This window comes from Streptomyces sp. SDT5-1 (assembly GCF_052245995.1).
Lineage (GTDB): Bacteria > Actinomycetota > Actinomycetes > Streptomycetales > Streptomycetaceae > Streptomyces.
In genome coordinates this window covers 2439039-2465430 of sequence record NZ_CM125963.1, presented here as the reverse complement: position 1 = coordinate 2465430, position 26392 = coordinate 2439039, and the positions used below count along the sequence as shown (strand labels likewise).

29 protein-coding genes are annotated in these 26392 nt (G+C 70.8%); 17 read left to right on the top strand and 12 right to left on the bottom strand.

The genetic code is table 11. The features are described 5' to 3' along the window. Positions 1 to 63: 63 nt before the first annotated feature. From sufD to dapD, 9 genes are all read left to right on the top strand, one after another. Complete coding sequence (gene sufD, locus ACTWJ8_RS11575) at positions 64 to 1245, top strand: Fe-S cluster assembly protein SufD (RefSeq protein WP_356388334.1); 1182 nt, start codon at positions 64 to 66, stop codon at positions 1243 to 1245. Then, the gene (locus ACTWJ8_RS11570; protein WP_356388336.1) at positions 1245 to 1568 is read left to right on the top strand and encodes a non-heme iron oxygenase ferredoxin subunit; all 324 of its coding nucleotides are present in this window, start codon (positions 1245 to 1247) and stop codon (positions 1566 to 1568) included. Before sufD ends, ACTWJ8_RS11570 begins: the two co-directional genes overlap by 1 nt. Positions 1569 to 1575: 7 nt before the next feature. Continuing rightward, complete coding sequence (sufC, locus tag ACTWJ8_RS11565; protein WP_356388338.1) at positions 1576 to 2340, top strand: Fe-S cluster assembly ATPase SufC; 765 nt, start codon at positions 1576 to 1578, stop codon at positions 2338 to 2340. Beyond that, positions 2337 to 3593: a cysteine desulfurase gene (locus tag ACTWJ8_RS11560; protein ID WP_356388340.1), complete on the top strand. Its 1257-nt coding sequence runs from the start codon at positions 2337 to 2339 to the stop codon at positions 3591 to 3593. The genes sufC and ACTWJ8_RS11560 overlap by 4 nt, the downstream gene beginning before the upstream one ends. A 19-nt stretch (positions 3594 to 3612) precedes the next feature. After that, positions 3613 to 4095 carry a Fe-S cluster assembly sulfur transfer protein SufU gene (sufU, locus tag ACTWJ8_RS11555; RefSeq protein ID WP_443263754.1) on the top strand — a complete coding sequence of 161 codons (483 nt, stop codon included), beginning with the start codon at positions 3613 to 3615 and terminating at the stop codon, positions 4093 to 4095. Next, positions 4092 to 4430: a metal-sulfur cluster assembly factor gene (locus tag ACTWJ8_RS11550; protein ID WP_356388343.1), complete on the top strand. Its 339-nt coding sequence runs from the start codon at positions 4092 to 4094 to the stop codon at positions 4428 to 4430. The genes sufU and ACTWJ8_RS11550 overlap by 4 nt, the downstream gene beginning before the upstream one ends. A 62-nt stretch (positions 4431 to 4492) precedes the next feature. Next, positions 4493 to 4813, top strand: coding sequence for a DMT family transporter (locus ACTWJ8_RS11545; protein ID WP_356388345.1), 321 nt, complete (start codon positions 4493 to 4495; stop codon positions 4811 to 4813). Beyond that, entirely contained in the window at positions 4813 to 5355 is a 543-nt protein-coding gene (locus ACTWJ8_RS11540) for a TetR/AcrR family transcriptional regulator (RefSeq protein WP_443263752.1), read from the top strand. The genes ACTWJ8_RS11545 and ACTWJ8_RS11540 overlap by 1 nt, the downstream gene beginning before the upstream one ends. Before the next feature lie 79 nt (positions 5356 to 5434). Further along, positions 5435 to 6436, top strand: coding sequence for a 2,3,4,5-tetrahydropyridine-2,6-dicarboxylate N-succinyltransferase (gene dapD / locus ACTWJ8_RS11535; RefSeq protein ID WP_356388349.1), 1002 nt, complete (start codon positions 5435 to 5437; stop codon positions 6434 to 6436). A gap of 62 nt (positions 6437 to 6498) precedes the next feature. On the opposite strand, the gene ACTWJ8_RS11530 is transcribed toward dapD, so the two are convergent. Both ACTWJ8_RS11530 and dapA read right to left on the bottom strand, forming a co-directional pair. Next, positions 6499 to 6822: an SCO4225 family membrane protein gene (locus tag ACTWJ8_RS11530; protein WP_443263751.1), complete on the bottom strand. Its 324-nt coding sequence runs from the start codon at positions 6820 to 6822 to the stop codon at positions 6499 to 6501. 119 nt (positions 6823 to 6941) lie between these two features. Next, a complete protein-coding gene (dapA, locus tag ACTWJ8_RS11525) occupies positions 6942 to 7841 on the bottom strand; it encodes a 4-hydroxy-tetrahydrodipicolinate synthase (protein ID WP_443263750.1) in 900 nt (299 codons plus the stop codon). Between the two features lie 93 nt (positions 7842 to 7934). Between dapA and ACTWJ8_RS11520 the strand changes: the two genes are divergently transcribed. From ACTWJ8_RS11520 to ACTWJ8_RS11505, 4 genes are all read left to right on the top strand, one after another. Then, entirely contained in the window at positions 7935 to 8234 is a 300-nt protein-coding gene (locus tag ACTWJ8_RS11520) for a hypothetical protein (protein WP_443263749.1), read from the top strand. Next, complete coding sequence (locus tag ACTWJ8_RS11515) at positions 8231 to 8371, top strand: hypothetical protein (RefSeq protein WP_443263748.1); 141 nt, start codon at positions 8231 to 8233, stop codon at positions 8369 to 8371. Before ACTWJ8_RS11520 ends, ACTWJ8_RS11515 begins: the two co-directional genes overlap by 4 nt. Next, on the top strand, positions 8368 to 9048 hold the full coding sequence (locus tag ACTWJ8_RS11510; protein WP_443263747.1) for a hypothetical protein: 681 nt from the start codon (positions 8368 to 8370) through the stop codon (positions 9046 to 9048). Before ACTWJ8_RS11515 ends, ACTWJ8_RS11510 begins: the two co-directional genes overlap by 4 nt. A 69-nt stretch (positions 9049 to 9117) precedes the next feature. Further along, positions 9118 to 9870, top strand: a complete 753-nt coding sequence (locus tag ACTWJ8_RS11505) for an SRPBCC family protein (RefSeq protein ID WP_443263746.1) — start codon at positions 9118 to 9120, stop codon at positions 9868 to 9870. A 29-nt stretch (positions 9871 to 9899) separates the two neighbouring features. On the opposite strand, the gene ACTWJ8_RS11500 is transcribed toward ACTWJ8_RS11505, so the two are convergent. Beyond that, positions 9900 to 11741 carry an endonuclease/exonuclease/phosphatase family protein gene (locus ACTWJ8_RS11500; RefSeq protein ID WP_443263745.1) on the bottom strand — a complete coding sequence of 614 codons (1842 nt, stop codon included), beginning with the start codon at positions 11739 to 11741 and terminating at the stop codon, positions 9900 to 9902. A gap of 421 nt (positions 11742 to 12162) precedes the next feature. Between ACTWJ8_RS11500 and ACTWJ8_RS11495 the strand changes: the two genes are divergently transcribed. Further along, positions 12163 to 13599, top strand: coding sequence for a hypothetical protein (locus tag ACTWJ8_RS11495; RefSeq protein WP_356388367.1), 1437 nt, complete (start codon positions 12163 to 12165; stop codon positions 13597 to 13599). A gap of 69 nt (positions 13600 to 13668) precedes the next feature. On the opposite strand, the gene ACTWJ8_RS11490 is transcribed toward ACTWJ8_RS11495, so the two are convergent. The 4 genes from ACTWJ8_RS11490 to ACTWJ8_RS11475 all read right to left on the bottom strand — a co-directional run bounded on the left by ACTWJ8_RS11490 (position 13669) and on the right by ACTWJ8_RS11475 (position 16505). Next, positions 13669 to 14115 (bottom strand): hypothetical protein, encoded by a 447-nt coding sequence (locus ACTWJ8_RS11490; RefSeq protein ID WP_356388368.1) that lies wholly within the window; start codon positions 14113 to 14115, stop codon positions 13669 to 13671. Between the two features lie 17 nt (positions 14116 to 14132). Further along, positions 14133 to 15290, bottom strand: coding sequence for a hypothetical protein (locus tag ACTWJ8_RS11485; protein ID WP_443263744.1), 1158 nt, complete (start codon positions 15288 to 15290; stop codon positions 14133 to 14135). A gap of 49 nt (positions 15291 to 15339) precedes the next feature. After that, entirely contained in the window at positions 15340 to 15537 is a 198-nt protein-coding gene (locus tag ACTWJ8_RS11480) for a hypothetical protein (protein ID WP_356388372.1), read from the bottom strand. A gap of 203 nt (positions 15538 to 15740) precedes the next feature. After that, positions 15741 to 16505, bottom strand: coding sequence for an SDR family NAD(P)-dependent oxidoreductase (locus ACTWJ8_RS11475; protein ID WP_443263743.1), 765 nt, complete (start codon positions 16503 to 16505; stop codon positions 15741 to 15743). A gap of 116 nt (positions 16506 to 16621) precedes the next feature. Here ACTWJ8_RS11475 and ACTWJ8_RS11470 point away from each other — a divergent pair, with 116 nt between their 5' ends. After that, positions 16622 to 18061: an alkaline phosphatase PhoX gene (locus ACTWJ8_RS11470; RefSeq protein ID WP_356388376.1), complete on the top strand. Its 1440-nt coding sequence runs from the start codon at positions 16622 to 16624 to the stop codon at positions 18059 to 18061. A gap of 7 nt (positions 18062 to 18068) precedes the next feature. Here the strand turns inward: ACTWJ8_RS11470 and ACTWJ8_RS11465 are convergent, their stop codons facing one another. Then, positions 18069 to 19562: an amino acid permease gene (locus ACTWJ8_RS11465; protein ID WP_443264869.1), complete on the bottom strand. Its 1494-nt coding sequence runs from the start codon at positions 19560 to 19562 to the stop codon at positions 18069 to 18071. A 130-nt stretch (positions 19563 to 19692) separates the two neighbouring features. On the opposite strand from ACTWJ8_RS11465, the gene ACTWJ8_RS11460 reads away from it, so the two are divergent. Both ACTWJ8_RS11460 and ACTWJ8_RS11455 read left to right on the top strand, forming a co-directional pair. Beyond that, on the top strand, positions 19693 to 20943 hold the full coding sequence (locus ACTWJ8_RS11460) for a TerD family protein (RefSeq protein ID WP_356388378.1): 1251 nt from the start codon (positions 19693 to 19695) through the stop codon (positions 20941 to 20943). Between the two features lie 240 nt (positions 20944 to 21183). Next, on the top strand, positions 21184 to 22152 hold the full coding sequence (locus ACTWJ8_RS11455) for a PRC and DUF2382 domain-containing protein (RefSeq protein ID WP_443263742.1): 969 nt from the start codon (positions 21184 to 21186) through the stop codon (positions 22150 to 22152). 69 nt (positions 22153 to 22221) lie between these two features. On the opposite strand, the gene ACTWJ8_RS11450 is transcribed toward ACTWJ8_RS11455, so the two are convergent. The 4 genes from ACTWJ8_RS11450 to ACTWJ8_RS11435 are packed head-to-tail and all read right to left on the bottom strand — an operon-like array spanning position 22222 to position 26381. Next, positions 22222 to 23211, bottom strand: a complete 990-nt coding sequence (locus ACTWJ8_RS11450; RefSeq protein ID WP_443263741.1) for a zinc-dependent alcohol dehydrogenase family protein — start codon at positions 23209 to 23211, stop codon at positions 22222 to 22224. Between the two features lie 31 nt (positions 23212 to 23242). Next, positions 23243 to 24076 (bottom strand): carbohydrate ABC transporter permease, encoded by an 834-nt coding sequence (locus tag ACTWJ8_RS11445; protein WP_356388384.1) that lies wholly within the window; start codon positions 24074 to 24076, stop codon positions 23243 to 23245. Beyond that, positions 24076 to 25011 (bottom strand): carbohydrate ABC transporter permease, encoded by a 936-nt coding sequence (locus ACTWJ8_RS11440; RefSeq protein WP_356388386.1) that lies wholly within the window; start codon positions 25009 to 25011, stop codon positions 24076 to 24078. The genes ACTWJ8_RS11445 and ACTWJ8_RS11440 overlap by 1 nt, the downstream gene beginning before the upstream one ends. Continuing rightward, positions 25008 to 26381, bottom strand: coding sequence for an ABC transporter substrate-binding protein (locus tag ACTWJ8_RS11435; protein ID WP_356388388.1), 1374 nt, complete (start codon positions 26379 to 26381; stop codon positions 25008 to 25010). The genes ACTWJ8_RS11440 and ACTWJ8_RS11435 overlap by 4 nt, the downstream gene beginning before the upstream one ends. Between the last annotated feature and the right edge of the window lie 11 nt (positions 26382 to 26392).

The window sequence follows — 26392 nt, the reverse complement described above, 5'->3', positions numbered from 1 at the left end:
TCCAGCTCCACGGCCCCCTCCGTCAAGCCACTCACGTAAACGAAAGCGAGCACCACGACAGCCATGGCTGAGGCTCAGAACATCCCGGCCGGGTCGACGACCGCCGGACAGATCGCGGTCGCCGCCGAGTCGACCGTCGCCACCCGCATGAGCGCGCCCCCCTCCTACGACGTGCAGGACTTCCCGGTCCCGCACGGCCGCGAGGAGGAGTGGCGGTTCACGCCGCTGGAGCGGCTGCGCGGACTGCACGACGGCACCGCCACCGCGACCGGCGACGGCGTGAAGGTCGACGTCGAGGCCCCCGAGGGCGTCACCGTCGAGCTCGTCGGCCGCGACGACGCCCGCGTCGGCAAGGCCGGCAAGCCCGTCGACCGGATCGCCGCGCAGGCGTACTCGGCGTTCGAGAAGGCGTCCGTCGTCTCCGTGCCCAAGGAGACGGTGCTCACCGAGCCGATCCGTGTCCGCGTGCACGGCGAGGGCGGCGTCGCCTACGGCCACCAGGTCATCGAGCTGGGCGCCTTCGCCGAGGCCGTCGTCGTCATCGACCACACCGGTGACGCGGTGCTCGCCGCCAACGTCGACTACCTGCTCGGCGACGGCGCGAAGCTGACGGTCGTCTCCGTGCAGGACTGGGACGACAAGGCCGTCCACGTGGCGCAGCACAACGCGCTCGTCGGCCGCGACGCCTCCTTCAAGTCGGTCGTCGTCACCTTCGGCGGCGACGTCGTCCGCCTGCACCCCCGCGTCCAGTACGCGGCCACGGGCGGCGAGGCCGAGCTGTTCGGCCTGTACTTCACCGACGCGGGCCAGCACCAGGAGCACCGCCTCCTGGTCGACCACAACACCCCGCACTGCAAGTCGAACGTCGTCTACAAGGGCGCGCTCCAGGGCGACGACGCGCACGCCGTGTGGATCGGCGACGTCCTCATCGAGGCCGCCGCCGAGGGCACCGACACGTACGAGATGAACCGGAACCTGGTTCTGACCGACGGTGCCCGTGTCGACTCCGTGCCGAACCTGGAGATCGAGACCGGCGAGATCGTCGGCGCCGGTCACGCCTCCGCCACCGGCCGCTTCGACGACGAGCAGCTCTTCTACCTGATGGCCCGCGGCATCCCGGCCCACGAGGCGCGCCGCCTCGTCGTGCGCGGCTTCTTCGCCGAGCTGGTCCAGCAGATCGGTGTCGACGACATCGAGGAGCGGCTGCTCGAGAAGATCGAGGCCGAGCTGGAGGCGTCGGTCTGATGGCCCCCGCTTTCGTCCGTGCCTGTGGACTCGCCGAGCTGGAGACCGACACCCCGAAGCGGGTGGAGATCGACGGTACGCCCGTGTCCATCGTGAGCACCGAGGGCGAGGTGTTCGCGATCAACGACATCTGCTCGCACGCGAACGTCTCGCTCTCCGAGGGCGAGGTCGAGGACTGCCAGATCGAGTGCTGGCTGCACGGCTCCGCGTTCGACCTGCGCACCGGCAAGCCGTCGGGCCTGCCCGCCACCCGCCCCGTGCCCGTATACCCCGTGAAGATCGAAGGGGACGATGTTCTCGTCTCCCTCACCCAGGAGAACTGAAGTCCCCATGGCAACGCTTGAAATCAAGGACCTGCACGTCACCGTCGAGGCGGACAACGCCACGAAGGAGATCCTCAAGGGCGTCGACCTGACCGTGAAGCAGGGCGAGACCCACGCGATCATGGGTCCGAACGGCTCCGGCAAGTCGACCCTGGCGTACTCGCTCGCGGGTCACCCCAAGTACACGATCACCTCCGGCACCGTCACGCTCGACGGCGAGGACGTCCTGGAGATGTCCGTCGACGAGCGCGCCCGCGCCGGCCTCTTCCTCGCCATGCAGTACCCGGTCGAGGTCCCCGGTGTCTCCGTCTCCAACTTCCTGCGCACCTCGGCCACGGCCGTGCGCGGCGAGGCCCCCAAGCTGCGCACCTGGGTGAAGGAGGTCAAGGAGGCCATGGAGCGGCTCTCCATGGACCCGTCCTTCGCCGAGCGCAACGTGAACGAGGGCTTCTCCGGCGGTGAGAAGAAGCGCCACGAGATCCTCCAGCTGGAGCTCCTCAAGCCGAAGATCGCCGTGCTCGACGAGACCGACTCCGGCCTCGACGTCGACGCGCTGCGCATCGTCTCCGAGGGCATCAACCGCGTCCGTGAGAACGGCGAGGTCGGCACCCTCCTCGTGACGCACTACACGCGCATCCTGCGCTACATCAAGCCCGACCACGTGCACGTCTTCGCGGGCGGCCGCATCGTCGAGTCCGGCGGCGCCGAGCTCGCCGACCAGCTCGAGGCCGAGGGCTACGACAAGTACGTGAAGGGTGGCGCATCCGCGTGACACAGCTGCCGGGCCTCCTCGACACCGAGGCGATCCGCAAGGACTTCCCGATCCTCGACCGGGTGCTGCACGACGACAAGAAGCTCGTGTACCTGGACAACGCGGCGACCTCGCAGACGCCGCGCCAGGTCCTCGACGTCATCACGGAGTACTACGAGCAGCACAACGCCAACGTGCACCGCGGCGTGCACGTGCTGGCCGAGGAGGCCACGGCGCTGTACGAGGGTGCGCGCGACAAGGTCGCCGCGTTCATCAACGCGCCGAGCCGCGACGAGGTCGTCTTCACGAAGAACGCCTCGGAGTCGCTCAACCTCGTCGCCAACATGCTCGGCTGGGCCGACGAGCCGTACAAGGTCGATCACGAGACCGAGATCGTGATCACGGAGATGGAGCACCACTCCAACATCGTTCCGTGGCAGCTGCTCGCGCAGCGCACCGGCGCGAAGCTGAAGTGGTTCGGTCTGACGGACGACGGCCGTCTCGACCTCAGCAACATCGACGAGATCATCACCGAGAAGACGAAGATCGTCTCCTTCGTGCTCGTGTCGAACATCCTGGGCACCCACAACCCGGTCGAGGCCATCGTGCGCCGCGCCCAGGAGGTCGGCGCCCTGGTCTGCATCGACGCCTCGCAGGCCGCCCCGCACATGCCGATCGACGTGCAGGCCCTCCAGGCCGACTTCGTGGCCTTCACCGGCCACAAGATGTGCGGCCCGACCGGCATCGGCGTCCTCTGGGGCCGCCAGGAGCTGCTCGAGGACCTCCCGCCCTTCCTCGGCGGCGGCGAGATGATCGAGACGGTGTCCATGCACTCCTCGACGTACGCCCCCGCCCCGCACAAGTTCGAGGCCGGTACGCCGCCGATCGCGGAGGCCGTGGCCCTCGGCGCGGCGATCGACTACCTGAACTCGATCGGCATGGAGAACATCCTCCGGCACGAGCAGGCGCTCACCGAGTACGCGGTCAAGCGGCTCCAGGAGGTCCCCGACCTCAAGATCATCGGCCCCACCACGGCCGAGGAGCGCGGTGCGGCGATCTCCTTCACGCTGGGCGACATCCACCCGCACGACGTGGGCCAGGTCCTCGACGAGCAGGGCATCGCGGTCCGGGTCGGCCACCACTGCGCGCGGCCGGTCTGCCTGCGGTACGGAATTCCTGCGACCACGCGAGCGTCGTTCTATCTGTACTCCACGCCCGCCGAGATCGACGCTCTGGTCGAGGGGCTGGAGCACGTACGGAACTTCTTCGGCTGAGGGGTTGGCGAGGAATCGCATGAAGCTGGATTCGATGTACCAGGAAGTCATCCTGGACCACTACAAGCACCCGCACGGGCGCGGTCTGCGGGATGGCGACGCCGAGGTGCACCACGTCAACCCGACGTGCGGCGACGAGATCACGCTGCGCGTGAAGTACGACGGCGAGAAGATCGCGGACGTCTCGTACGAGGGCCAGGGCTGCTCCATCAGCCAGGCCTCGGCGTCCGTCCTCAACGACCTTCTCGTCGGCAAGGAGCTGTCCGACGCGCGGAAGATCCAGGAGACGTTCCTGGACCTGATGCAGTCGAAGGGACAGATCGAGCCGGACGACGACATGGAGGAGCTGCTGGAGGACGCCGTCGCGTTCGCCGGCGTCTCCAAGTACCCGGCCCGAGTCAAGTGCGCCCTCCTGAGCTGGATGGCGTGGAAGGACGCGACGGCACAGGCGCTGGGCACATCAGATGCTCCGCATCGGCCGGAGGAGGCGAAGACCGCATGAGTGACAGCACGGCAGTGGAGATGAAGCCCGCCTCCGAGGACGAGGTCCGCGAGGCGCTGTACGACGTCGTCGACCCGGAGCTGGGCATCGACGTCGTCAACCTGGGCCTGATCTACGGCATCCACATCGACGACGCGAACATCGCGACGATCGACATGACGCTGACGTCGGCGGCCTGCCCGCTGACCGACGTCATCGAGGACCAGGCCAAGTCCGCCACCGACGGCATCGTCAACGAGCTCCGGATCAACTGGGTCTGGATGCCGCCGTGGGGCCCGGACAAGATCACGGACGACGGTCGCGAGCAGCTCAGGGCGCTCGGCTTCAACGTCTGAGTCGAAAAGCCCCTCCGGTTGGAGGGGCTTTTTCATGGGCGCCGTTATGTACACTCGTACACATGGGATATGTGCTGCTGGCCGGCGCCATAGCCGCCGAGGTGGGGGCCACCACCGCCATGAAGTACAGCGAGGGGTTCAGCAGGCTCTGGCCCTCGCTGCTCACGATCGCCGGGTACATCGTGGCGTTCGCGCTGCTCGCGCAGACGCTGAAGACCGTGCAGATCGGCACCGCGTACGCGATCTGGGCGGGCACCGGAACCGCCGTCATCGCCGCGATCGGCATGCTGTTCCTGGGGGAGGGCCTCACGCTCGCCAAGGCCGCCGGGATCCTGCTCGTCATCGGCGGCGTCGTCCTGCTCAATCTGGGCGGCGCGCACTGATGGCCCCCCGCCGCCGCTACGATCCGGAGCGCCGCCAGCGGATCATCGACGCCGCGATCCGGGTCGTCGGCTCGAAGGGCATCGCGGGGCTCAGCCACCGCAGCGCCGCCGCGGAGGCGGACGTGCCGCTGGGCTCCACCACGTACCACTTCAAGACGCTCGACGAGCTGATGGTCGCGGCGCTGCGGCAGGCCAACGAGGGCTTCGCGAAGGTCGTCGCCGCGCACCACGGCATCGAGGACCCGCGCACCGACCTGGCGGCGGAGCTGGCCGCCGTGCTGGGCGATTGGCTGGCGGGGGACCGGGTCGGCGTCGAGCTGGAGTACGAGCTGTATCTGGCGGCCCTGCGCAGGCCCGCGCTGCGGCCCGTGGCGGCCGAGTGGTGCGAGGAGCTGGCCGAGGTCGTCTCGCGGCGCACGGACGACGTCACGGCGCGGGCGCTCGTGGCCCTCATGGACGGGATCTCGCTGCAGGTGCTGCTGACCGGCGGCGAGTACGACGAGGCGTTCACGCGCGCGATGCTGGCGCGGCTGATCCCGTGAGGGCTGCGGCGCCCGGCTGGTGAGACGGGGGTGGGCACCGGTTGGCCTCCGCGGGCCCGCGCCGATTAGGTTTGGCCCCATGACCGACACCACACCCTCCCCCGCAGGTCCTCGCTCCACCGGCGCCGTCGCCGCCGGTCTCGCCACCGTTACCACCGACGGCACCGTGCTCGACACCTGGTTCCCGAAGCCCGAGCTCGTCGCCGAGCCCGGCCCGGCCGGGACCGAGAAGCTCTCCGCCGAGAAGGCCGTCGAGCTGCTCGGGGAGGGCGCGGCGAAGGCCATCGGTCCCGACGCCCGCCGCGGCGTGGAGACCGTCGCCGTCCGCACGGTCATCGCGTCCCTCGACGACAAGCCGCTCGACGCGCACGACGTGTACCTGCGCCTGCACCTGCTCTCCCACCGCCTGGTGAAGCCGCACGGCCAGAACCTGGACGGCATGTTCGGCTTCCTCGCCAACGTCGCCTGGACCTCGCTCGGCCCGGTCGCCGTCGACAACCTGGAGACCGCCCGCCTGAACGCCCGCGCGGAGGGCCTGCACCTCCAGGTGACGTCCGTGGACAAGTTCCCGCGCATGACGGACTACGTCGCCCCCAAGGGCGTGCGCATCGCCGACGCCGACCGCGTCCGCCTCGGCGCGCACCTCGCCGAGGGCACCACGGTCATGCACGAGGGCTTCGTGAACTTCAACGCCGGCACGCTCGGCACGTCGATGGTCGAGGGCCGCATCTCCGCGGGCGTCGTCGTCGGCGACGGCTCGGACATCGGCGGCGGCGCCTCCACGATGGGCACCCTCTCCGGCGGCGGCAACGTCCGCATCGTCATCGGCGAGCGCTGCCTCGTCGGCGCCGAGGCGGGCGTCGGCATCGCGCTCGGCGACGAGTGCGTCGTCGAGGCCGGCCTGTACGTCACGGCCGGCACCCGCGTCACGATGCCCGACGGCCAGGTGGTCAAGGCCCGCGAGCTCTCCGGCGCCTCCAACATCCTCTTCCGCCGCAACTCGGTGACCGGCACGGTCGAGGCCCGCCCGAACAACGCGGTCTGGGGCGGCCTCAACGAGATCCTCCACAGCCACAACTGAGCCCCGCGCACACACGAGCGCCCTCCCGTTCCGTACGGGAGGGCGCTCGCGCGTTACGTGGCTCAGGCAGCGCGCCCCACGCGCCTGCGCCCCCGCAGAGCCTCGAACGTGGCGCCCAGCGCGAGCGACTGCAGCAGCGCGCTCACGGCGAGCCCGACCATCAGCACCCAGTACGGGGCGTCCATGCCCCAGAGCGCCTCGACCCCCGCGACCATCACCAGCGACACGGGCGCGGTGAAGAAGAACGGCCACACCCCCACGAACCCCGGGTCGGACGCCGTGAGCAGCACGACGACCTCGAACACGACGGACGCACCGACGAGTCCGAGGTAGACGGCCGACGCCGGGTTGGTGACGGTCAGGCGCAGCAGGGTGCGGGCATTCATCGGTCGTCTCCCCGTGGGTGAAGGTGTCGTGCTGCCCTCATGGTCACGCCGGGCGCACGACCCCGTCATGAGTATCCGTACCTGGTTTCGGGGCGTGTTCGGGTGAGCGTGTGCGCGATCTACTGGCGCGCCGTCGCGTCGATCAGGGTCGCGTGCGCCGCCCGCAGCGCCGCGACCGTCCGGGCGTCGGCGGGCCGCAACGGCTCGCGGACCGGGTAACCGAGGAGGGACTTGGCGGTCACCGTGCCGGGGAGGCCCGCGTGCATCATCAGGGTGGTCAGGGGGATCGTGAGGCGTTGGCGGTGGGTGGCCTCGGTGGGGTTGGCGTCGTCGTGGGCGTCGATGATGGCGCGGAAGGCGGCGGGGGCGACGTTCGCGACCGTGGAGACGTAGCCCGCGCCGCCGAGGGCGTAGAGGGGGAGGACGTACTCGTCGCAGCCCGTGTAGTAGGCCAGGTCCGTGGCAGCCATGACCTGTTGGGTGGACAGCAGGTCGTACGCGCAGTCCTTCACCGCGACGATGCGGGGGTGGTCGGCGAGGCGGATCATCGTGGCCGGTTCGATGCGGGTGCCGGTGCGGGTCGGGATGTCGTACAGCATCACGGGGAGGTCCGTGGCGTCCGCGACCGTGCGGAAGTGGTGCTCCAGGGCGTCCTGGGGCGGGCGGCTGTAGTACGGGGACACCACCAACAGGCCGTCGGCGCCCGCCTGTTGGGCCTGGCGGGCGAGGGTGATCGTGTGGCGGGTGTCGGGCGTGCCGACTCCGGCGACGATCGTCGCGCGGTCGCCCACCGCCTCCCGCACCGCCCGGACGAGCCGCGCCTTCTCCGCGTCCGTCGTCGTCGGCGACTCCCCGGTCGTGCCGGACAGGACCAGGCCCTCGCAGCCCTCGGACACCAGACGGTCGGCCAGCTCCTGGGCGGCGGCCGTGTCGAGGTCGCCCGTCTCGGTGAACGGCGTGACCATGGCGCACAGGGCGCGGTTGAAGGGGGTGGGGCGGCGGGGTGCGTCGTCGGTCATGTGGGGAGTGTCGGCTTCCTGACCGTGAAGCTCCACTTAATTCTGCTACGAGGTGGTGCGGAGCACCGCTGAACGGTCGTCGAGGTGCGTGTGGTGCGAGACGTGATGGTGGCGCTTGCCGCGCCCGCGGTGATGTGCGCGAGCGGGCTCTACGCGCTGTGCGCCGCCTGGTGGCGCCGCCGGCGTCCGGCCCCCGAACCCTGGTCACAGGCCGGGCTCCGGCTCGCGGGCGAGCGGGCGGTCGCCGTGGCCGAGGCGGTGGTGGCCGACCAGTACGCGCTGCTGACGTGCGACGCGGGACGCACTGGTGCCAAAACCGGGCGTATGCGTCACCATGAGAGGCCGGTGGCCGGCGACCGGGTCACCGAAGGCCGTTCAGGGGAGGCACCATGAGGCTCGGCAAAGCACTCGCCACCGGAATCGCCGAAGAGGAGACGCCGGCCGAGGCCGTCGAAGTCGACGAGCGGGCCGCGGAGTTGACGGCCGACGACGTCGCGCCCGAGCCCGTCGAGGTGCCGGCCGCGCGATGAGGGTGCGGCTCCCGCAGGAGCGCCCCGCGGAGCCGCCCACCGGATACAAGATCGCCCACCCTGCCGTCGACGCGGACGGTGGGCGCGCCGGTTTCCTGGGCGTCTCGCTCGGCGCCGCCGCACCGTACCGGGTGCTCGACGACGCGCGCTGCGTGTACGGGCGCCGCCACCGCGCCCCGCACCGGCGCTGCGACTGCGGCTTCCACTGCGTCACCGAACTCCGGGACGCGCAAGGCATGTTGACGCACGCCGAGCACCGCGCCGCGGTCCTCCTCGACGTCACCGTCCTCGGGCCGTACATCCGCTTCGAGCGCGGATTCCGCTCCGCACGTCAGCGCGTGCGCGCCGCCACCGTCGGCCCCTGCCGGTGCGGGGCCGAGGCCGTCGTGCTCGCCGACGCCGGATGGGGGCGCGCGGGGTGGCGGGTCCTGGAGGCGGCCTGCCCGGGCTGCGTCGGCGGGCGCCCCCGCTGGACCCTCGCCGCGTTCGCCCGGCTCGCGGGGGACGGCCTGCGGGTGCGCGCGGCGCCGGGCGCGGAGCTCCCGGAAGCGGCCCCCGGAATGCCGGAACTGGCCGCGGAGGCGGCCCTCCTCCAGGCCCGACTCGACTGGTTCCAAGCCCAGTTGGCGCGGCTGGGACGGGCGAAGGGCGGTCCGGCGGACGACGCGTCACCGTGACGGGCCCCCTCGCCTGGACGGAGGGTGGGATTCGGGGGAACGTGGGGGTATGCGACGTAGGCGGCGGGTGTGAGCGGGGACCGCGGAGGCGGGAAGCCGTTCGAGGTCGTGCGGGAGTTCGAGGTCGACGCCCCGCCGCGGCGGGTGTGGGACGCCGTCACCAAGGAGTCCGGCGGCTGGCTGCGGCCCATGGAGTACGAGCCGAAGGAGGGCGGCACCGGCCCCTTCCACTCCGTGCTCACCGTCTGGGACCCGCCGCGCCGCCTCACCGCCCGCTCCGACGACCCGGCCGCCCTGCCGCCCGGCCAGCCGCTGAACCAGCTCGACTGGACCGTCGAACCGCGCGACGGCGGCGGCCGGTCCCGCGTGACCTACGTGCACAGCGGCGTCTTCACCGAGGACTGGGCCGAGCGGCACGACGCCACCGAGCGGCACACCGACTTCCACCTGCACACCCTGCGCCAGTACCTGACGTACTTCGCGGGCCGGGCGGTCGCCTTCGCCGGGGTCGAAGGGCCCGCCGCCTCCGCCAACCCCGAGGCGCTCACCGCCGTCGGCCGCGCCCTCGACCTGCCCGTGGACGCCGCCGAGGGGGCGCGGGTCCGCGTCCGGGGCCCGGAAGGGCAGGCCCTGGACGCCGTCCTCGACTACCGCGACGCCGCGTTCCTGGGGCTGCGCACCGAGGACGCCCTCTACCGCTTCTTCGGGCGCGGCCGCTGGGGCGCGCCCGTCGGCATCGGCGTCCACGACTTCGCGGCGGACGCCGACGCCCGGCGCAACGAGATCCAGTGGGGCGACTGGCTGCTCCGCATCTTCGACTGAGCGGCCGAACGACTGGTCGGCGCGGCCCGTCAGGGGCGGAAGCGCAGCACCTGCGGGTCGTGGTCGCTGATCTGGTCGTGGAACTCGCTGTTGATGTGCACGCTGTCGTACGCGAACGCGTCCTTCGCCCGGATCGACGGGCTGATCAGAATCTGGTCGAGGACCTGGCTGTTGCCCTGGTAGTCGTAGGTGTAACGCTCCTGCTTGGGCAGCGACTTGATCGCCGACCAGAGCGCGCCGCCCGCCTCCAGGCGCTGCGCCGTCCCGGAGAACTCGAAGTCGTTGATGTCGCCGAGCGTGATCACGTCCGCGTCGGACTGGGCCTTGAGGATGTCCTTCACGAAGTCGTTCACGACGGTCGCCTGGGCGTGCCGCTGCGTCTCCGACGAGCGGGTCGGCGGCTGGTACTGCGAGGTCAGGGCCTGGTCGCCGCCCTTCGACGCGAAGTGGTTGGCGATCACGAAGACCCGCTTGCCGCGGAACGTGAACTCGCCGGCCAGCGGCTTGCGGCTGTTCGACCATGCGGCGTCCGCGGGCGCCACGCGGCCCGGTGACGCGGTGAGCGCCGCCCCGCCCTTCTCGGTCGTGACGCCCACGGCCGTCGTGGCGTCGCCGCCGGGCCGGTCGGTGAATGACACGCGGTCCGGGTTGAACAGGAACACCTGGCGGATGTTGCCGCCGGGCTCGCCGCCGTCCTTGTTGTTCTCCGGGTCGATCGAACGCCAGTCGTAGCGCGGTCCGCCCGCGGCCACGATCGCGTCGATCAGCTTGCCCATCGTGGCGTCGGCGGCCACCGTGCCGTCGTTCTTCGCGCCGTTGTTGTCCTGGATCTCCTCCAGGGACACGATGTCGGGGGAGCGCAGATTGCCGACGATCGCGGCGGCGTGCGCGTCGAAGGTGGCGTCGGTCGGGTCGAGGTTCTCGACGTTGTACGTCGCCACGGCCAGCTCGCCCGACTTCTGCGCGCGGGTCGTCTCGCGCTCGACGCCGGACGCGCGCAGCGTCCCCAACTCCCGGGCCACCAGCGTGTATCCGCCGTACTGGTTGAAGTCGAGCGGGCCCTCGGTGGTGCCGCCGATGACGTCGCCGACGTCGGCCGCGGGGAAGTCGGCGACCGCCCCGAGCGACTGGATCTGGAGGCGTCCGGCATTCTGGTCGTCGTACGAGGCGTAGCGGGTGCCGCCGCGCCTGGTGCGGTTCTCGTGCGGCTTCACCGTGACCCACAGCTCGGCGTAGGCGTCGGATGCGGTGACGACGCGGGAGGAGCCGATCCGGACGTTCTGGCCCTCCAGGGACTCGTAGTAGTCGAGGGCGTACGCCTTGGGGCGCAGCGGCAGCTTGTTGATCGAGCCGTTCGCCGCGGGGTCGCCCTGCGGGGTGTACGCGGCGGGGACGGACTTGTCGCTGATGGTGGTGACCGGGACGGGGTTGCCGGAGGAGTTCACGGTGACGGTCGGCTTCGTCAGCTCGGTGAGCGACTGGTTGCCGGACGAGGCGCCGCCGGGCACGTACTCGGTGACCGTGCCGGAGACGGTGACCGCGTCGCCGGCCCGCACGGTGGGCGTGGAACTCGTGAAGACGAAGACGCCCTCGCTGGTGGCGGGGTCGTTGTCGGGCCTGGTGTCCTGGAACCAGAAGCCGCGGGACGAGCCGTAGGTTCTGACGCCCGTCACCACCCCCGTCACGCCGGTGACCTGCTGTCCGGTGAGCGGGGATATTCGGGTGGCGCCCTGGATGTCGTGGATGGCGACGTCGGCGGCGGCCGCCGGGTGGGCGGGGACGGTGGCCAGGGTGCCGGACACCGCGGCGCAGGCGACGGCGAGCGCGGCGAGGCGCGACCGCGAGAAGGGATGGGACGTCGATCGGGACAACGGATCCTCCGGGGACGTGCGGCCGGCGGGCGCCGGGACGTGGTGGCGGAGCGGGACTTCTACGCGCGTCAATTTCCGTCCAGCGCGGGCGAGTTGTCAAGGTTCCGGGGATGTCGGGCACATGAGGAGGAGCCGACCGGGGCGTGAACCGGACAGCATCGGTGTAAATCCGTTAGAGCCTGCCCGGCGGATCAGGCTGGACGCGGATGGCCGTGCCCAGGCGGTGCAGGCGAGCGGGGTCTGGTGCGTGCACCTGCAAGGCGGAGGATTGAGGCATCGCGGAGCGATGGTGATTGACGACAACGCCGCAGGTGCGCGTGCCAGGGCACGCGACTCCAGCAGGATCCGCCGGGCAGGCTCTAGGCTGGGCGGTCGCAACGTAGGAGTAGGCCTCATGCACGTCCCCGAGGAGAACCAGCCGATGTCAGACAGCTCCCCCCTGCCGCCGGTGCGGCTGCCCGCCGAAGCGGAGCTGGCGCGGGACGCCCTTGCCACGCCCCTGCTCTCCCGTGCGGTGCGGCTCGCCCGCTGGGCCGGGCCCGACACGCGGGTCGGCGCCGGCGGCGAACTCGACGAGGAGCAGCTGCCCGCCGCGGCGGCCGAGCTGGGGCTCGCCGACGAGGAGGACGGCGCCGCGTACGCGAGCGAGGCCTGGCGCGTCGCCGTCGACACGGGCCTCGTCGAGATCGTCGACGAGGAGGAGGGCACCGTCACGGTCGGCGAGGAGCTCGGCACGCTCACGTCGGGCGGCCCCGCCGACGTGCTCACGGTGTGGCTGGGCGCGCTCGACACCGTCCTCGCCGACGCCAGCGTCCCGGACCTCGACGACATCGTCGACGCCATGGAGGAGGGCGGCGAGATCGACTTCTCGCAGCTCGACTGGGACCCCGAGGCGGAGTCCGAGTTCCTGGAGGGCGTGCTCGGCAATCTGTACCTGCTGACCGTCAGCGACGGCGGGGCGGGCGAGGAGGCCGTTCCGCTGCCCGCGCTCGCCGCCTCGATGATCGTCCCCGACGACATGGGCGAGCCGACGGACGACGTGCTCGAGCAGGTGTCGGACGCGATGATGCGGCTCGACGACCAGTTCCGGGTGCTCGAGCCGATCGGCCTCGTGGAGTTCCAGCCGGTCGACGAGGCGCTGATGGCGGACATCGACTCCGACGAGCCGCCGGCCGAGCCCGTCGACGAGTCCGACGTCTCCCGGTACGGCCTGGTCAGGCTCACCCCGCTCGGCCTGTACGGGGTCAGGGCGCGGATGCTCGACGCCGGTGTGGCGGCCCCGGCGGTCGGCGATCTCGCCGACAAGGGCGCCGACGTACTGCTCGACGGCACGGCCGCGTTCCCGCAGGCCGCGGCGCAGGTCGAGATCGAGGGGTGGCTGGCCCGGCGTGAACCGCTGGCCGCCGCACGGGAGTTGCTGGGCGCGGCGCGCGGGGCCGACGAGTGGGCACCGCTGCGGCGGCTGCGGTGCCAGCAGGCGCTGTCGCTGGTCGGCACGGAGGCCGAGCCGGCGCTGCGGGAGGTCCTCGACGACGCCGAGCTGGGCGGGCTCGCCCGGGTGTGGCTGGCCGAGCACGGGTTCGGGGACGTGCCCGCGCCGTCGCAGGACATGGTGTTCTGGCTGACCGTCGACACGATCGCCGCGCAGCTGTCGCTCGAGGGCAACTCGGACGAGCTGCAGGCGCTGGTCGAGGGGCTCGCGGCGCAGCACAGCGGCTTCTTCGCGGCGGCGTGGCGCGTGGAGCACCCCGCCACGGCGGATGTGCTGGAGGCGATGGGCCGCCTGCACCCGGACAAGAAGGTGGCGAAGGAGGCCCGCAAGGCGGCCTTCAAGGCGCGTTCGGCCGGCGGTAGCTGAGGGGCTCGACACGGAACGGCCCGGCGCCCGCGTGGAAGCGGGGGCCGGGCCGTCGTCGTGCCCGTGCTGCTAGCAGAGATAGCGCGTCGTGTGCTTGAAGGACGAGGACGCCCCGTCGAAGCCGTACGTGCCGCGGTAGGACGCCGGGTTCTGGTACTCGCCGACCACCGTGATGGTGTTGGCGCACGAACCCTGGCCCGCCCGCTTCGCGTCCAGGCGGATGGTGTCGCCGATGAAGCCGCCCGTGATGTCCCACGGCGCGCCGCAGATGCCCGACGTGATCTGGCCGCCGGTCACCACGAACGGGTGGGTGTTGGGGTTGATCTTCGCGGTGATGGCGAAGGTGACCGAGCCGTTGTTGAGCTCCAGCTTGCAGTCGACCGTGAGGGCCTCCGCGGACACCTCGCGCTGCGCGGCGAACGCCTCGTCGCGGGTCTTGACCTCCGCGCCCTGCGGGTTGTGGAAGCGGTGTTCGGAGCGGGTCTGGCCCTTGCCCTTGCGTGCCTGTGTGGTCATGGCGTCTCCGTCACCTCCTATGCCAGTTGCTCGGAGATCTCCACGCGCAGCAGCGCGCGGACGTTCTCGATGTGGTTCTCGACCGTGACCTGGGAGGAGCCGGCGAAGAGCAGGCCCACCGCGACGTTGTCGAGGGATGTGACCAGGGAACCGGAGTCGCCGCCCGCCGACATGTTCGTCGTGAGGATCTGGTCCTTGAAGCGGGCCGTGCCCGCGGTGCCGTAGTTGACGTCGATCGTGGCGTCGACCGCGATGATCCGGCCGAAGGACACGTTCGTCGTGCGGCCCGTCTTCTTCACGAGGTCGCCGACCGCGACGTTCGCCTTGCGGCGCCAGGCGCGCGGCGCGCCGCTGAAGTACTGCTCGCGCGTGGCGTCCTGGAACTGGACCTCGGCGAGCGCGCAGTCGACCACGTTGTTCTGCCGTTCCAGCGGCGTCTGCGGCGCGAACTGGATGGTGATGAAGCGGGACAGCGTGGCGATCCGGTCGGCCGGGTCCGTGCCGCCGTCGAACCGCCCCGGCTGCACGATGGCGCTGCCCAGCTGGGCCCGGTTGGAGTCGGCGAGCACGTGGTTGTTGGAGAGGATGTAGAACTTGGACGGCACGCCGAGCCCGGGTCCCGGCGGGTCCACCGTGGCGCCCGGCAGGAAGTCGTAGACGACGCTGCCGAGGGTGCCGGCGGTGATGGCGACGTTGCCGACGGAGAACCCGGAGGGGCAGGGCCGCATCCGGCGGACGAGCTGCTGCGGCTCGAACTGGCCGAGCCCGCCGATCCGTTCCTCGAGCGACGGCTGGGCGAGGCCCGAGAGCTGCTGGGCGATGCCGCCGTCGGGGCCGTACGAGACCTCTTCGGAGCGGGCTCCGGAGGGGCGGCTCTGCCGGCGCTGGGCGGAGATGTGGCCGACGGCCACGATGTCGGTCGGGGTGCCGTCGTCCATCTGACGCGGGATCACGTCCCGTTCAGGAAGCAGGGACTCGGGCACCTTCTGGGTCACGAAGACGAGGACGGCCTCCTCGCCCGTCGGCTCGCCGTTCGACCACTTCACGCCGTGGCCGAAGCCGACCACGTTGGCAAGGGGCGCCTCGCGCCGCAGGAAGTCGCTGGTCGCTTGCTGCCGGGAGCTGTCGCTGAGCTGTCCCCCGGCCGGTCCGCGCATCAATTCGGGCTGGCGCACGCCAGACCACCTCTATTCCCCTGACTTGCCGTCGGAGTGCGGGGGAGTCTCAGCGCCCGTCGTCCTGGGCGTGCACGTCGCCGATGGCGAGCACACGCACCGGTACCCCGTCGAGCGCTTCGGGTACGACGTCCTCCGCGCGGAGCCGGTCGCGGGGCACTTTGCGGGTCACGAAGACGACGATGACGTCCTCGCCCGTGTGCTCGTCCTTCCCGGTACCGACCCCGGTGACATTGGCCAGCCTCATCAGCCGGCTCTCATGGAGGCCACGTGCCTGGCGTACGTCCATCGGCTCGCCACCCCCCGCAACGGTCTGCTGACGTCTGTCTATTGCCGCGGGATGGTCCGGTCAAGGCGTTCTGCGTGAAATCTTGGGTTTGGGTGCGTGATGCGCCTGTTGACCTTCTTTACGAAGATTTCGGCGCGGGGGAGCGCGGGGTGCCGCCCCGGTCACGTCCGCAGGTACGACGCCCCGTTCAGGTCGAGGACCGTGCCGGAGGCCCATTGCGCGGCGGGCGAGGCGAGCCACAGCACGGCCTCGGCGACCTCGTCCGCCGATGCCACCCGGCCGAACGGGCTCTGCGCGCGCACCTCGTCGGTCAGCCGGTGCGCCACCCGCTCCGTCTCGATGAATCCGGGCGCCACCGACGCCACCCCGATGCCGTGCGGGGCGAGCGCCACGGCGAGGGACTGGCCGAGCGCGTGCACGGCGGCCTTCGTCGCCCCGTACGCCGGGTGGTCGGGCTCGCCCTTGAACGCGCCGCGCGAGCCGACGTTCACGATGCGGCCCGCCGTGCCCTGCCCGATCATGCGGTGCGCGGCGAGGTGGCTGAGGTGCGCGGTGCCCAGCAGGTTCACGGAGACATGGCTCTGCCACTGCCGCACCCACTCCTCGTACGGGGTGGTGGCCGGCGGGTGCGGGGTGTTCACGGCCGCGTTGTTGACCAGCACGTCGAGCCCGCCGAGTCCGTCCGCGGCGCGCTCGACGACGTCCGCCGCGCCGTCGGGCGTGGCGGTGTCGCCGCCGACGAGGACGTGCCCGTCGCCGGTCAGCGCGTCGAGCGTGGCCCGTGCCTCGGCCTCCCGGGAGCCGTAGTGCACGGCCACCCGGTCGCCGTTCGCCGCGAACGCCCGCGCGAGCGCGCGGCCGAGGCCGCGGGACGCGCCGGAGACGAGGACGCGGCGTCCGGTCGGTTCAAGGTTCACGGAAGTCATGTAAGCGGGCCCCTCGACGTCGGACGGTGTTCAACCGCCGTTTATACGCGAGCGAGAACGTATGGCCGAAAACAGGGCCCGTTCACTCTCATCGAACCTCACGGGAGACACCCAGCATGTCGCTCACTCGCAGGGACTTCACCAGACGATCCGCGGCCACCGGGGCCGGCATCGCGCTCGCCGGTTCCGTCGGCTCGCTGGCCACCGCGCCGAACGCCCTCGCCGCCACCGACGACACCACCGTCGACGTCCTCAAGGGCAAGGACCGGGGCATCGGCTACGGACCGCTGATCGACGACCCCGACGGCATCCTCGCGCTCCCCGAGGGCTTCTCGTACACGGTCATCACGTACTGCGGGAAGACCAAGCTGGAGTCCGGCGAGTTCACGCCCTCCAACCACGACGGCACCGCCGCCTTCGCGGGCCCGCGCGGCGCCACGCTGCTCGTCAACAACCACGAGCTGGCCGGCGCCCGCGCCGACTGGCCGCACCCCGTGCCGCTCACCGAGGGTCTCGTCTACGACCCGATGGCGGCCGGCGGCTGCACCGTCGTCGAGGTCCGCAAGGGCGGCGAGGTCGCCGAGTGGGTCGGCATCGCCGGCACCGCCACCAACTGCGCGGGCGGCCACACCCCGTGGAACACCTGGCTGACCTGCGAGGAGACCGAGGACAAGGCCGGCAAGAACGGCTTCACCAAGGACCACGGCTACGTCTTCGAGGTCGACCCGGCCGACCGCCGCGCCAACCGCTCGCCGAAGCCGATCAAGGCCTTCGGCCGGTACGCCCACGAGGCCGTCGTCATCGACCCCAAGCAGGGGCACGCCTACCTCACCGAGGACGCCTCGGGCCCCAACGGGCTGCTCTACCGCTGGGTCCCGCCGCACGGCTTCAAGCACGGCCGCGGCAAGCTGCGCACCCTCGCCGACGACGCGGGCGTGCTCCAGGCGTTCAAGTGCTTCGACTCCGGCGGCCGCTTCGTCGACGACCTCTCGCGCGCCACGAAGATCGGCACGACGTACGGCGTCGACTGGGTCGACGTCCCGGACCGTGACGCCAAGTCGGTCTCCACGCGCAAGCAGTTCAAGGACGGCGAGATCACCCGCGCCCGCAAGCTCGAGGGCATGTGGTGGGGCGACGGCGGCGCGTACGTCGTCTCCTCGTACGCCCGTGAGGAGAGCCCCGTCGCGCACGACGGCCAGGTCTGGTTCTACGACCCGAAGCGCCGCACCCTCACCCTGAAGGTGCTGCTCGGCGTCAACCCGGACCCGTCGAAGGACGGTGCCTTCGACGGCCCGGACAACATCACCGTCTCCCCGTACGGCGGGATCGTCATCTCCGAGGACGGGGAGGGCGTGCAGCACCTGTTCGGCGCGACCGAGAAGGGCCGCACGTACCCGATCGCCCGCAACGACCTGAACATCGGCACCGAGGCGGAGCCGGAGTACAGCGAGATGACGGGTGTGACCTTCTCGCCGGACGGATCGACGCTCTACGCGAACATCCAGACGCCGGGCATCATGGTGGCGATCAAGGGCCCCTGGCGGCGCCAGGGCTGACGACGCCTCACTGGAGCGGGTCCACCGGCGGCGCCTCGCGCTCGGCGGCGATCCGGTGGACCCGCCCCCGCACCGCGTACCAGCCGATCGTCAGGCACGCCGCGATCGGAATGAGCATCAGGACCGTGTCGCGGCCCGCGCCGTCCTTGTCGAACCACATCATCACGATCACGGCGAACAGGAACGCGATCGTGGCCAGCTCGATCCACGGCGAGGCCCACAGCCGGAACGCGGGCCGGTGCACGACGCCCTCCCTGGCGCGGCGCACGAACACCAGATGGCAGAGCATGATCATCACCCAGGTGGAGATGACGCCGAGCGAGGAGACGTTCGTGACGATGGCGAACGCGTCCTCCGGCAGCCACGCGTTGAGCGCGACGCCGAACAGCGCCACCGTCGCCGTCAGCAGGATCCCGCCGTACGGGACGTGGCTGCCGCTCATCCGGGCAGTGAAGGACGGGGCCGAGCCCGCCATCGACATCGAGCGCAGGATGCGGCCCGTGGTGTAGAGCCCGGAGTTGAGCGAGGACATGGCGGCCGTCAGCACGACGAGGTTCATGATGCCGCCGGCCGCGGGCACCCCGATCTTCGAGAGCACCGTCACGAACGGGCTCTCGCCCGCCGAGTACGCGGTCCAGGGCAGCAGCAGCGTCAGCATCACGACCGAGCCGACGTAGAAGATGCCGACACGCCACATGATCGAGTTCACGGCCTTCGGCACGACCTTCTCCGGCTCGGCGGTCTCGCCCGCCGTCACGCCGACCATCTCCACCGCCGCGTACGCGAAGACCACCGTCTGCGTGATCAGAACGACGGGCAGCACGCCCAGCGGGAAGAAGCCGCCGTTGTCGCTGATCAGCGAGATGCCCGGGTCGTACGTGCCGTCGACCGGCTTGCCCGTCACCAGGAAGAAGATCCCGATCAGCAGGAAGAGTACGAGCGCCGCCACCTTCACGATGGCGAACCAGAACTCCATCTCACCGAAGCTCTTCACGGAGATCAGGTTGATGGTGAGCACGATCGCCAGGGCGATCGCGGCCAGCACCCACTGCGGGATCGTCGTGAACATCGACCAGTAGTGCACGTAGAGGGCGACCGCCGTGATGTCGGCCATTCCGGCGGACGACCAGTTCAGGACGTACATCCAGCCGGCCACGAACGCGCCGCGCTCGCCGAGGAACTCGCGCGCGTACGAGACGAAGGAGCCCGACGAGGGCCGGTGCACGACGAGTTCGCCGAGCGCCCGCACCACGAAGAACGCGAACACGCCGCAGATCGCGTACGCGAACGCGAGGGCGGGGCCCGCCTTCGCGAGGTTGCCGCCGGCGCCGAGGAAGAGGCCCGTGCCGATCGCCCCACCGATCGCGATCATGCTGATGTGGCGGGGCCTGAGGCTCTTCGCGTACCCGAGGTCGCCCGCGTCGGCGACACCCTCGGCGGTGGTCGGGTCGTCCAGGTGGGGATCGTCCCCTGTCGGTCCGGTTCGGTGCCCTTTGTGCATGTTCACGACGGGCACTCTCGCAAATTAAATGCCCGGCGTCGCAGCTACGCGCCGCGCACGGACGGGCGAGAAAAGTGCTCGGTAAGGGAACGGTAAAGCGGAGTCGCTCGTTACCTCTGGCATGACAGCTATGACCCCTGGCTCGAACATCCCGCTCACGGCGCAGCGCGTGGCGGTGGACGTCACGGCCCCCGTGCGGCTCGACGTATCGGGCCTGCTGCTCACCGCCGACGGCAAGGTGCGCTCGGACGACGACTTCATCTTCTACAACCAGCCCTCGGGCCCCGGTGTGACCTATACGTCGGGCGGCGGCACGTCCCCCGACTCGATCACGGTCGACACGGCCGCGATCCCGCCGGGCATCGAGAAGATCGTCGTCACCGCGAGCCCGGACGCCGAGGGCCAGACGTTCCAGGGCATCGAGCCGACCGCCACGATCCGCGGTGCGGACGACGGCTCGGTGATCGCGACGTTCACGCCGCCGCAGCTCGGCGCGGAGACGGCGCTCGTGGTCATGGAGGTGTACCTGAGGAACGGCGCGTGGAAGGCGCGCGCGGTGGGCCAGGGGTATGCGAACGGGCTTGCGGGCATCGCCACCGACTTCGGCGTCTCGGTCGAGGAGCCCGCGGCCCCCGCCGCCCCGGCCCCGGCCGCCGCTCCCGCCCCGCAGGCGCCGCCCGCCGCCCCGCCTGCCGCCTCGATGCCCGCGCCGACGACGCCGCCGGTCGACCCGCGGCTCGCGCCGCCCCCGCCGGCCGCCGCGCCCGCCCCCGCCGCGCCGCCCGCCCCGGCGCCGGGCTCCGGGAAGATCAACCTCGACAAGGGCCGGGTCTCCCTCCAGAAGAACCAGACGGTGTCCCTGGTCAAGGGCGGCAAGCCGCTGCTCTCCCAGGTCAAGATGGGCCTCGGCTGGGAGCCGGCGTTCCGCGGCAAGGACATCGACCTGGACGCGTCGGTCATCGCGTACGGGCCGCAGCGCAACCACATCGACAGCTGCTACTTCGGCAAGCTCTCGATCGTGAACGGCGCGATCAAGCACTCCGGCGACAACCTCACGGGCGAGGGCGCGGGCGACGACGAGGTGATCGTCGTGGACCTCGGCCGGCTGCCGCAGGAGGTCACGGGCCTGGTCTTCACCGTGAACTCGTTCTCGGGCCAGAAGTTCACCGACGTCGCCAAGGCGTACTGCCGCCTGCTCGACGCGGCGACGGGCGAGGAGCTGGTCCGCTTCGACCTCACGAACGCGGAGGCGCAGACCGGCGTGATGATGGCCAAGCTCATCCGCCAGTTCTCCGGCGAGTGGGAGATGACGGCGATGGGCGACTTCGTGAAGTCGCGGACGGTGCGGGGGATGGTGAAGCCCGCCGCTCAGGCCCTCTGAGCCCACTGGGAGGTTGTGAACACCAACCGTTCACCCGTATGGCGGTACTCGGCGTTTTCGGCGATGCCCGGCACCGCGGCCCCGCACGGGGCCGCGCGGCTTCTGCGACCAGGCACGACGGCTACGCCGAGTGAAGCTCCTTGTTGCGAACTCCCCGGGTCCATCGCGGGATGGAACAGAGGCACATGGTCCACGCGGCGGCCACCAGCCGCCTCCATGTCCCGAAGGGAGTGATCACGCATGACGCAGAGCGAGATCAACGACCCGAATGCCCTCGTCGGGCTCACCGCCTACGACCGCACCGGGGAAAAGATCGGCAGCGTCGAGCGGGTCTACCTCGATGACAGGACCGGCAAGGCCGACTGGGTGACGGTCAAGACGGGTCTCTTCGGCATGAAGGAGACCTTCGTGCCGCTGAGTGGTGCCACGCACGACGGCGATCGGCTGAACGTGCGGTACACGAGGGAAGCCGTCAAGGACGCCCCGCGGGTCGACGCCGACCAGCATCTCGACGAGTCCGAGAAGAACGAGCTGTACCGGCACTACGGGATGACCCGCCCGTCGGCCGACTCCGGCACCGGGCGCACCGGCATGGCCGGCACGTCGGGCGGTGCATCGGGCGGCATGTCCGGCGGCACGGCGGGAACCGCGGGCGCGGCCGGTACCGCCGGTCTCGCGGGAGCGGGCGCCGGTGCCGGCGCGGGTGCCATGGGCACGCGCTCCGGGGCCGGATCCGAGAGCGGCGGCCGGCACGCGGGCGCCGCCGAGCGCGAGCCCGCCATGCGGGCCGGTGCGGGCGGCGACGGCAAGGCCGACGAGATGATCCGCTACGAGGAACGCCTGCGCGTCGGCGTCGAGGAGCAGGAGGTCGGCCACGCCCACCTGCGCAAGACGGTCGAGACCGAGAACGTCACCACGTCGGTGCCCGTCTCCCACGAGGAGGTCCGCGTCGTGCGCGAGCCGATCCGTGAGGGCGACGGCCACAAGGGCAAGATCAGCGAGGCCGAGACCGAGGTGACGCTGCACGCGGAGCGCCCGGTCGTCCGCAAGGAGACCGTTCCGGTGGAGCGGGTCCGCCTGGAGACCGAGCGGGTCACGGAGACGAAGGAGGTCTCCGACACCGTCCGCAAGGAGAAGATCGAGTTCGACAATCCGAAGGGCGACGGCATGCCCGGCGAGGAACGGGGCCGCCGCGGGCCGCGACACTGACGCGGACCCCACCATGGCGGACAGCGGTGCGGGCCCGGCCGGGAGGCACGGGCCCGCACCGTCGTCATGTCAGGGCACCACCACGATCTTGCGGCCCACGCCGGACGCGAACTGGTCGAGAGCTTGCGGGTAGTTGTCGAGCGGGAGTTGGTCGCTGATGAAGACGGCCGGGTCGAGGACGCCGCCCGCGAACAGCTCGGCCGCCCGCTCGTAGCTGTGCAGGACCGCCATCGAGCCGGTGATGGTGATCTCCTGGTTGTAGATGCGGTACGGGTCGATCTCCACGCGGGTCGCGTAGTCGGCCACGCCGAACTGGAGGAACGTGCCCGCCTTCGCGACCCGGCCGAGTCCGTCCTGGATCGCCGCCGCGTTGCCGGTCGCGTCGATGACGACGTCCCAGCCGGTCGGGCGGTCGAGCTCGTCCGGGTTCGCCGCCGACGCCGAGACGCCGAGCTGCTTGGCCGTCGCGAGCCGGTCCGGGTTGAGGTCCACGACGTCGACGCTCGCCGCGCCGGTCCGCTTGGCCAGCTCCAGCATCATCAGGCCCATGGTCCCGGAACCGTAGATGAGCACGTGCGCGCCGAGCCGCGACTGGAGCACGTCGTACCCGCGCACCGCGCACGAGAGCGGCTCGATGAGCGCGGCGTCCTGCGTCTTCACGTGGTCGGGGAGCGGCACGCAGTTGGCGACGGGCGCGACGGCGTACTGCGCGGCGCCGCCCGCCGTCGACACCCCGATGGCCGCCCACCGCTCGCACAGGTTGCCGCGCCCGGCGCGACAGTAGCGGCACTCGTGGCAGTGCAGGGACGGGTCGACCGCCACCCGGTCGCCGACCCGCAGCTCCGTGACGTCACGCCCCACTTCGGCGATCGTGCCGGCGAACTCGTGGCCGGGAACCACCGGCAGCGTGGGGGCGAACTCGCCCTGCAGGATGTGGAGATCGGTGCCGCAGAGCCCGCAGGCCGCGACCTCGACGATCACGTCGCGGGGGCCGGGTGTCGGGTCGGGCACCTCGCCGACGACGACCTTGCCCACCGATTCCACGATCGCGGCCTTCATGTGCAACCTCCAAAGCACGTACGGGAGTCGTTCACTTCACCGCGCCGAGGGACAGGCCCTGAACGAGCTTGTCCTGGGCGGCGAACCCTGCCGCGAGCACCGGCAGGGAGATCACGAGGGACGCGGCGCACACCTTCGCCAGGAACAGGCCCTGGCTCGTGATGAAGCCGGTCAGGAAGACGGGAGCGGTCTGCGCGACGACGCCGGTCAGCACCCGCGCGAAGAGCAGCTCGTTCCAGGAGAAGATGAAGCAGATCAGGGCCGTCGCCGCGATGCCCGGCAGGGCGATCGGCGCCACCACCCGGGTCAGTACGGTCGGCAGCTTCGCCCCGTCGATCTGCGCGGCCTCGATGACCGCCACCGGCACCTCGGCGAGGAACGACTGCATCATCCACACGGCGATCGGCAGGTTCATCGACGTGTAGAGGATGACGAGCAGCCAGATGTTGTCGAGGAACCCGGTGTTCTTCGCGAAGAGATAGATCGGCAGCAGCCCGGCCACCACCGGCAGCATCTTCGTGGACAGGAAGAAGAACAGCACGTCCGTCCACTTGCGGACCCGCCGGATCGACAGCGCGTACGCCGCGGGGAGCGCCAGCACGAGCACGAACAGCGTCGCGACGACCGAGGCCACCGTCGAGTTGATCAGCGCGGGCCAGGGGCTTGCGCCGCCGTCCGCGCCGAAGAAGTCGCGGTAGCCGTCGAGGGTGAGCGCGGCGGCGAACGACGGCGGGTTGGTGGCGGCGTCCGACTCCGAGTGGAAGGACGTCAGCGCCATCCAGGCGATCGGCAGGAAGAAGACGATGCCGGCCAGCCACGCGAGCAGCCCGAGCCCCTTGCTCCGCAGGAAGGTCGAGAACGTCATCAGCGTGACACCTCCTCGCGGAACAGCGACGACACGACGCGCAGCGCGAACGTCGCGATGATGATCGAACCGATGACGACCAGGACGCCGGCCGCCGAGGCGAGACCGTTCTCGTGGGCCTGGTAGAAGGACTGGTAGACGGTGTACGGCAGGTTCGCGGTGCCGAGGCCGCCGGAGGTGATGGTGAAGACGGCGTCGAAGTTCTGCACGATGTAGATCGAGCCGAGCAGCGCGCCGAGCTCCAGATACCTGCGCAGGTGCGGCAGCGTCAGATGGCGGAAGATCTGCCACGGACCGGCGCCGTCCACGCGGGCGGCCTCCAGGTGCTCGGGGGAGCGGGACTGCAGGCCCGCGAGCAGGATCAGCATCATGAACGGGGTCCACTGCCAGATCAGCGAGATCTCCACCGCGAGCAGCGGCGTGTTGGAGATCCAGTCGGGCTGCGGACCGCCGACGTAGTGCAACAGGCCGTTGAGCAGGCCGTATTCGGGGTTGTAGAGGACGTGCTTCCACAGCAGCGCGGCGGCCACGGGGACGACCAGGAACGGCGCGATCAGCAGCGTGCGGACCAGCCCGCGGCCCTTGAAGCGCCGGTCGAGCAGCAGCGCGAGCGCCAGGCCGATGACCAGGCTCGCCACCACCACCGACACCGTCAGGACGATCGTGGTGAGGACGGACTTGCGCAGATCCGGGTCGGTGAGGACCTCGGAGTAGTTGCCGAACCCGGTGAAGTGCCGGGCGTCCGGGTACAGCGCGTTCCAGTCGAAGAACGAGATCACGAGCGTGGCCACGAACGGGAGTTGGGTGACCACGATCATGAAGACCAGGGCGGGGAGCAGCGGCGCGCGGGTCGCCCAGGCGCGCAGCCTGCTCGGCGCGTTCGGGGTCGCGGGCGCGCGGGTGACAGGGGGCGCGGGAGCGGTCGTCGTGGTCATCGGCCCTCGTACTCCTTCGCGATCTCGGCCGCGAGCTTCTGGGACTTGGCCAGGGCCGTGTCGACCGACTGGCGCCCGGCGACGGCCGCGCTGATCTCCTGCGAGACCTTGGTGCCGAGGTCGGTGAACTCGGGGATGCCGACGAACTGGATGCCGGGCGCCGGCCGCGGCTGCACGCCCGGATCGCCGGGCCGCGCGCTCTCGATGGCGGCCCGCGTCTGCGCCTGGAACGGCGCGGCCTCCTCGCGGTACTGCGGGATGTCGTACGTGGAGGCGCGCTTGCCTGCCGGCACATTGGCCCAGCCGAACTTCTCGCCGACGAGCTTCTCGTACTCCTTGCCGGACGCCCAGGAGATGAACTTCCAGGCCTTGTCCGGGTTGGGCGACGCCTTCTGCAGGCCCCACGCCCAGGTGTAGAGCCAGCCGCTCGACTTCGTCTTCTCGACGGGTGCGGAGACATAGCCGATCTTGCCCTTGACCGGGGACTTGGCCGCTTCGAGGGAGCCCGCGGCCGAGGTGGCGTCGTACCACATGGCGGTCTTGCCCTGGGTGAGGTTGTTGAGGCACTCGGCGAAGCCGGACTGGGCGGCGCCGGACTCGCCGTGCTTGCGCACCAGGTCGACGTAGAACCTGGTGGCGTCCTTGAAGCCCTTGTCGTCGAGGCGGGCCTTCCAGTCCTTGTCGAACCAGGTGCCGCCGAAGGTGTTCACGACCGTCGTCAGTGGCGCCATCGACTCGCCCCAGCCGGGCAGTCCGCGCAGGCAGATGCCCTTCATGCCCTTCTCGGCGCCGTCGACCTTCGCCGACAGGTCCGCGACCTGCTGCCAGGTCGGGTGCTCGGGCATCTTCAGGCCCTTCTTGGCGAAGACGTCCTTGCGGTACATGAGGAACGACGACTCGCCGTAGAAGGGCTGGCCGTACAGCTTGCCGTCGTCGCCGGTCAGCGACTCGCGCATCGGGGCGAGGATGTCCTTCTGGTCGAAGGCCTTGTCCTTGGCGACGTACGGGCCGAGCGAGCGCAGCCAGCCGTTGCGGGCATAGATCGGGATCTCGTAGTTGGAGAGCGTCGCGACGTCGTACTGGCCCGCCTGGTTGGCGAAGTCCTGGCTGATCTTGTCGCGTACGTCGTTCTCCGGCAGCACCGTGAAGTTCACCTTGATGCCGGTCTCGCGGGTGAAGTGCTTGGCCGTGAGCTTCTGGAGCTCGACCATCTGCGGGTTGTTGACCATGAGGACGTTGAGGGAGTCACCGCCACTGCCGAGTCCGCCGGCACCGACCCAGCAGCCGGACAGGAAGGGGGTGAGCAGCGTCCCCGCGGCGGCCATCACGAGCAGGTTGCCCGGTGGCCTGCGGCGGCTCTGGGTTCGCATCGATGCTCCTG

Bases quoted from the DNA above. Each gene is read 5' to 3' on its own strand.
- dapA (WP_443263750.1), bottom strand. From the start codon at position 7,841: ATGACCGACGACGCACCCCGCCGCCCCACCCCCTTCAACCGCGCCCTG.
- ACTWJ8_RS11490 (WP_356388368.1), bottom strand. From the start codon at position 14,115: ATGACCACACAGGCACGCAAGGGCAAGGGCCAGACCCGCTCCGAACAC.
- ACTWJ8_RS11515 (WP_443263748.1), top strand. From the start codon at position 8,231: ATGAGGCTCGGCAAAGCACTCGCCACCGGAATCGCCGAAGAGGAGACG.
- ACTWJ8_RS11540 (WP_443263752.1), top strand. From the start codon at position 4,813: ATGGCCCCCCGCCGCCGCTACGATCCGGAGCGCCGCCAGCGGATCATC.
- sufC (WP_356388338.1), top strand. From the start codon at position 1,576: ATGGCAACGCTTGAAATCAAGGACCTGCACGTCACCGTCGAGGCGGAC.
- sufU (WP_443263754.1), top strand. From the start codon at position 3,613: ATGAAGCTGGATTCGATGTACCAGGAAGTCATCCTGGACCACTACAAG.
- sufD (WP_356388334.1), top strand. From the start codon at position 64: ATGGCTGAGGCTCAGAACATCCCGGCCGGGTCGACGACCGCCGGACAG.
- ACTWJ8_RS11510 (WP_443263747.1), top strand. From the start codon at position 8,368: ATGAGGGTGCGGCTCCCGCAGGAGCGCCCCGCGGAGCCGCCCACCGGA.
- ACTWJ8_RS11440 (WP_356388386.1), bottom strand. From the start codon at position 25,011: ATGACCACGACGACCGCTCCCGCGCCCCCTGTCACCCGCGCGCCCGCG.
- ACTWJ8_RS11450 (WP_443263741.1), bottom strand. From the start codon at position 23,211: ATGAAGGCCGCGATCGTGGAATCGGTGGGCAAGGTCGTCGTCGGCGAG.
- ACTWJ8_RS11480 (WP_356388372.1), bottom strand. From the start codon at position 15,537: ATGAGGCTGGCCAATGTCACCGGGGTCGGTACCGGGAAGGACGAGCAC.
- ACTWJ8_RS11495 (WP_356388367.1), top strand. From the start codon at position 12,163: ATGTCAGACAGCTCCCCCCTGCCGCCGGTGCGGCTGCCCGCCGAAGCG.
- ACTWJ8_RS11530 (WP_443263751.1), bottom strand. From the start codon at position 6,822: ATGAATGCCCGCACCCTGCTGCGCCTGACCGTCACCAACCCGGCGTCG.
- ACTWJ8_RS11455 (WP_443263742.1), top strand. From the start codon at position 21,184: ATGACGCAGAGCGAGATCAACGACCCGAATGCCCTCGTCGGGCTCACC.
- ACTWJ8_RS11460 (WP_356388378.1), top strand. From the start codon at position 19,693: ATGACCCCTGGCTCGAACATCCCGCTCACGGCGCAGCGCGTGGCGGTG.
- ACTWJ8_RS11465 (WP_443264869.1), bottom strand. From the start codon at position 19,562: ATGCACAAAGGGCACCGAACCGGACCGACAGGGGACGATCCCCACCTG.
- ACTWJ8_RS11470 (WP_356388376.1), top strand. From the start codon at position 16,622: ATGTCGCTCACTCGCAGGGACTTCACCAGACGATCCGCGGCCACCGGG.
- ACTWJ8_RS11550 (WP_356388343.1), top strand. From the start codon at position 4,092: ATGAGTGACAGCACGGCAGTGGAGATGAAGCCCGCCTCCGAGGACGAG.
- ACTWJ8_RS11570 (WP_356388336.1), top strand. From the start codon at position 1,245: ATGGCCCCCGCTTTCGTCCGTGCCTGTGGACTCGCCGAGCTGGAGACC.
- ACTWJ8_RS11435 (WP_356388388.1), bottom strand. From the start codon at position 26,381: ATGCGAACCCAGAGCCGCCGCAGGCCACCGGGCAACCTGCTCGTGATG.
- ACTWJ8_RS11445 (WP_356388384.1), bottom strand. From the start codon at position 24,076: ATGACGTTCTCGACCTTCCTGCGGAGCAAGGGGCTCGGGCTGCTCGCG.
- ACTWJ8_RS11475 (WP_443263743.1), bottom strand. From the start codon at position 16,505: ATGACTTCCGTGAACCTTGAACCGACCGGACGCCGCGTCCTCGTCTCC.
- ACTWJ8_RS11545 (WP_356388345.1), top strand. From the start codon at position 4,493: ATGGGATATGTGCTGCTGGCCGGCGCCATAGCCGCCGAGGTGGGGGCC.
- dapD (WP_356388349.1), top strand. From the start codon at position 5,435: ATGACCGACACCACACCCTCCCCCGCAGGTCCTCGCTCCACCGGCGCC.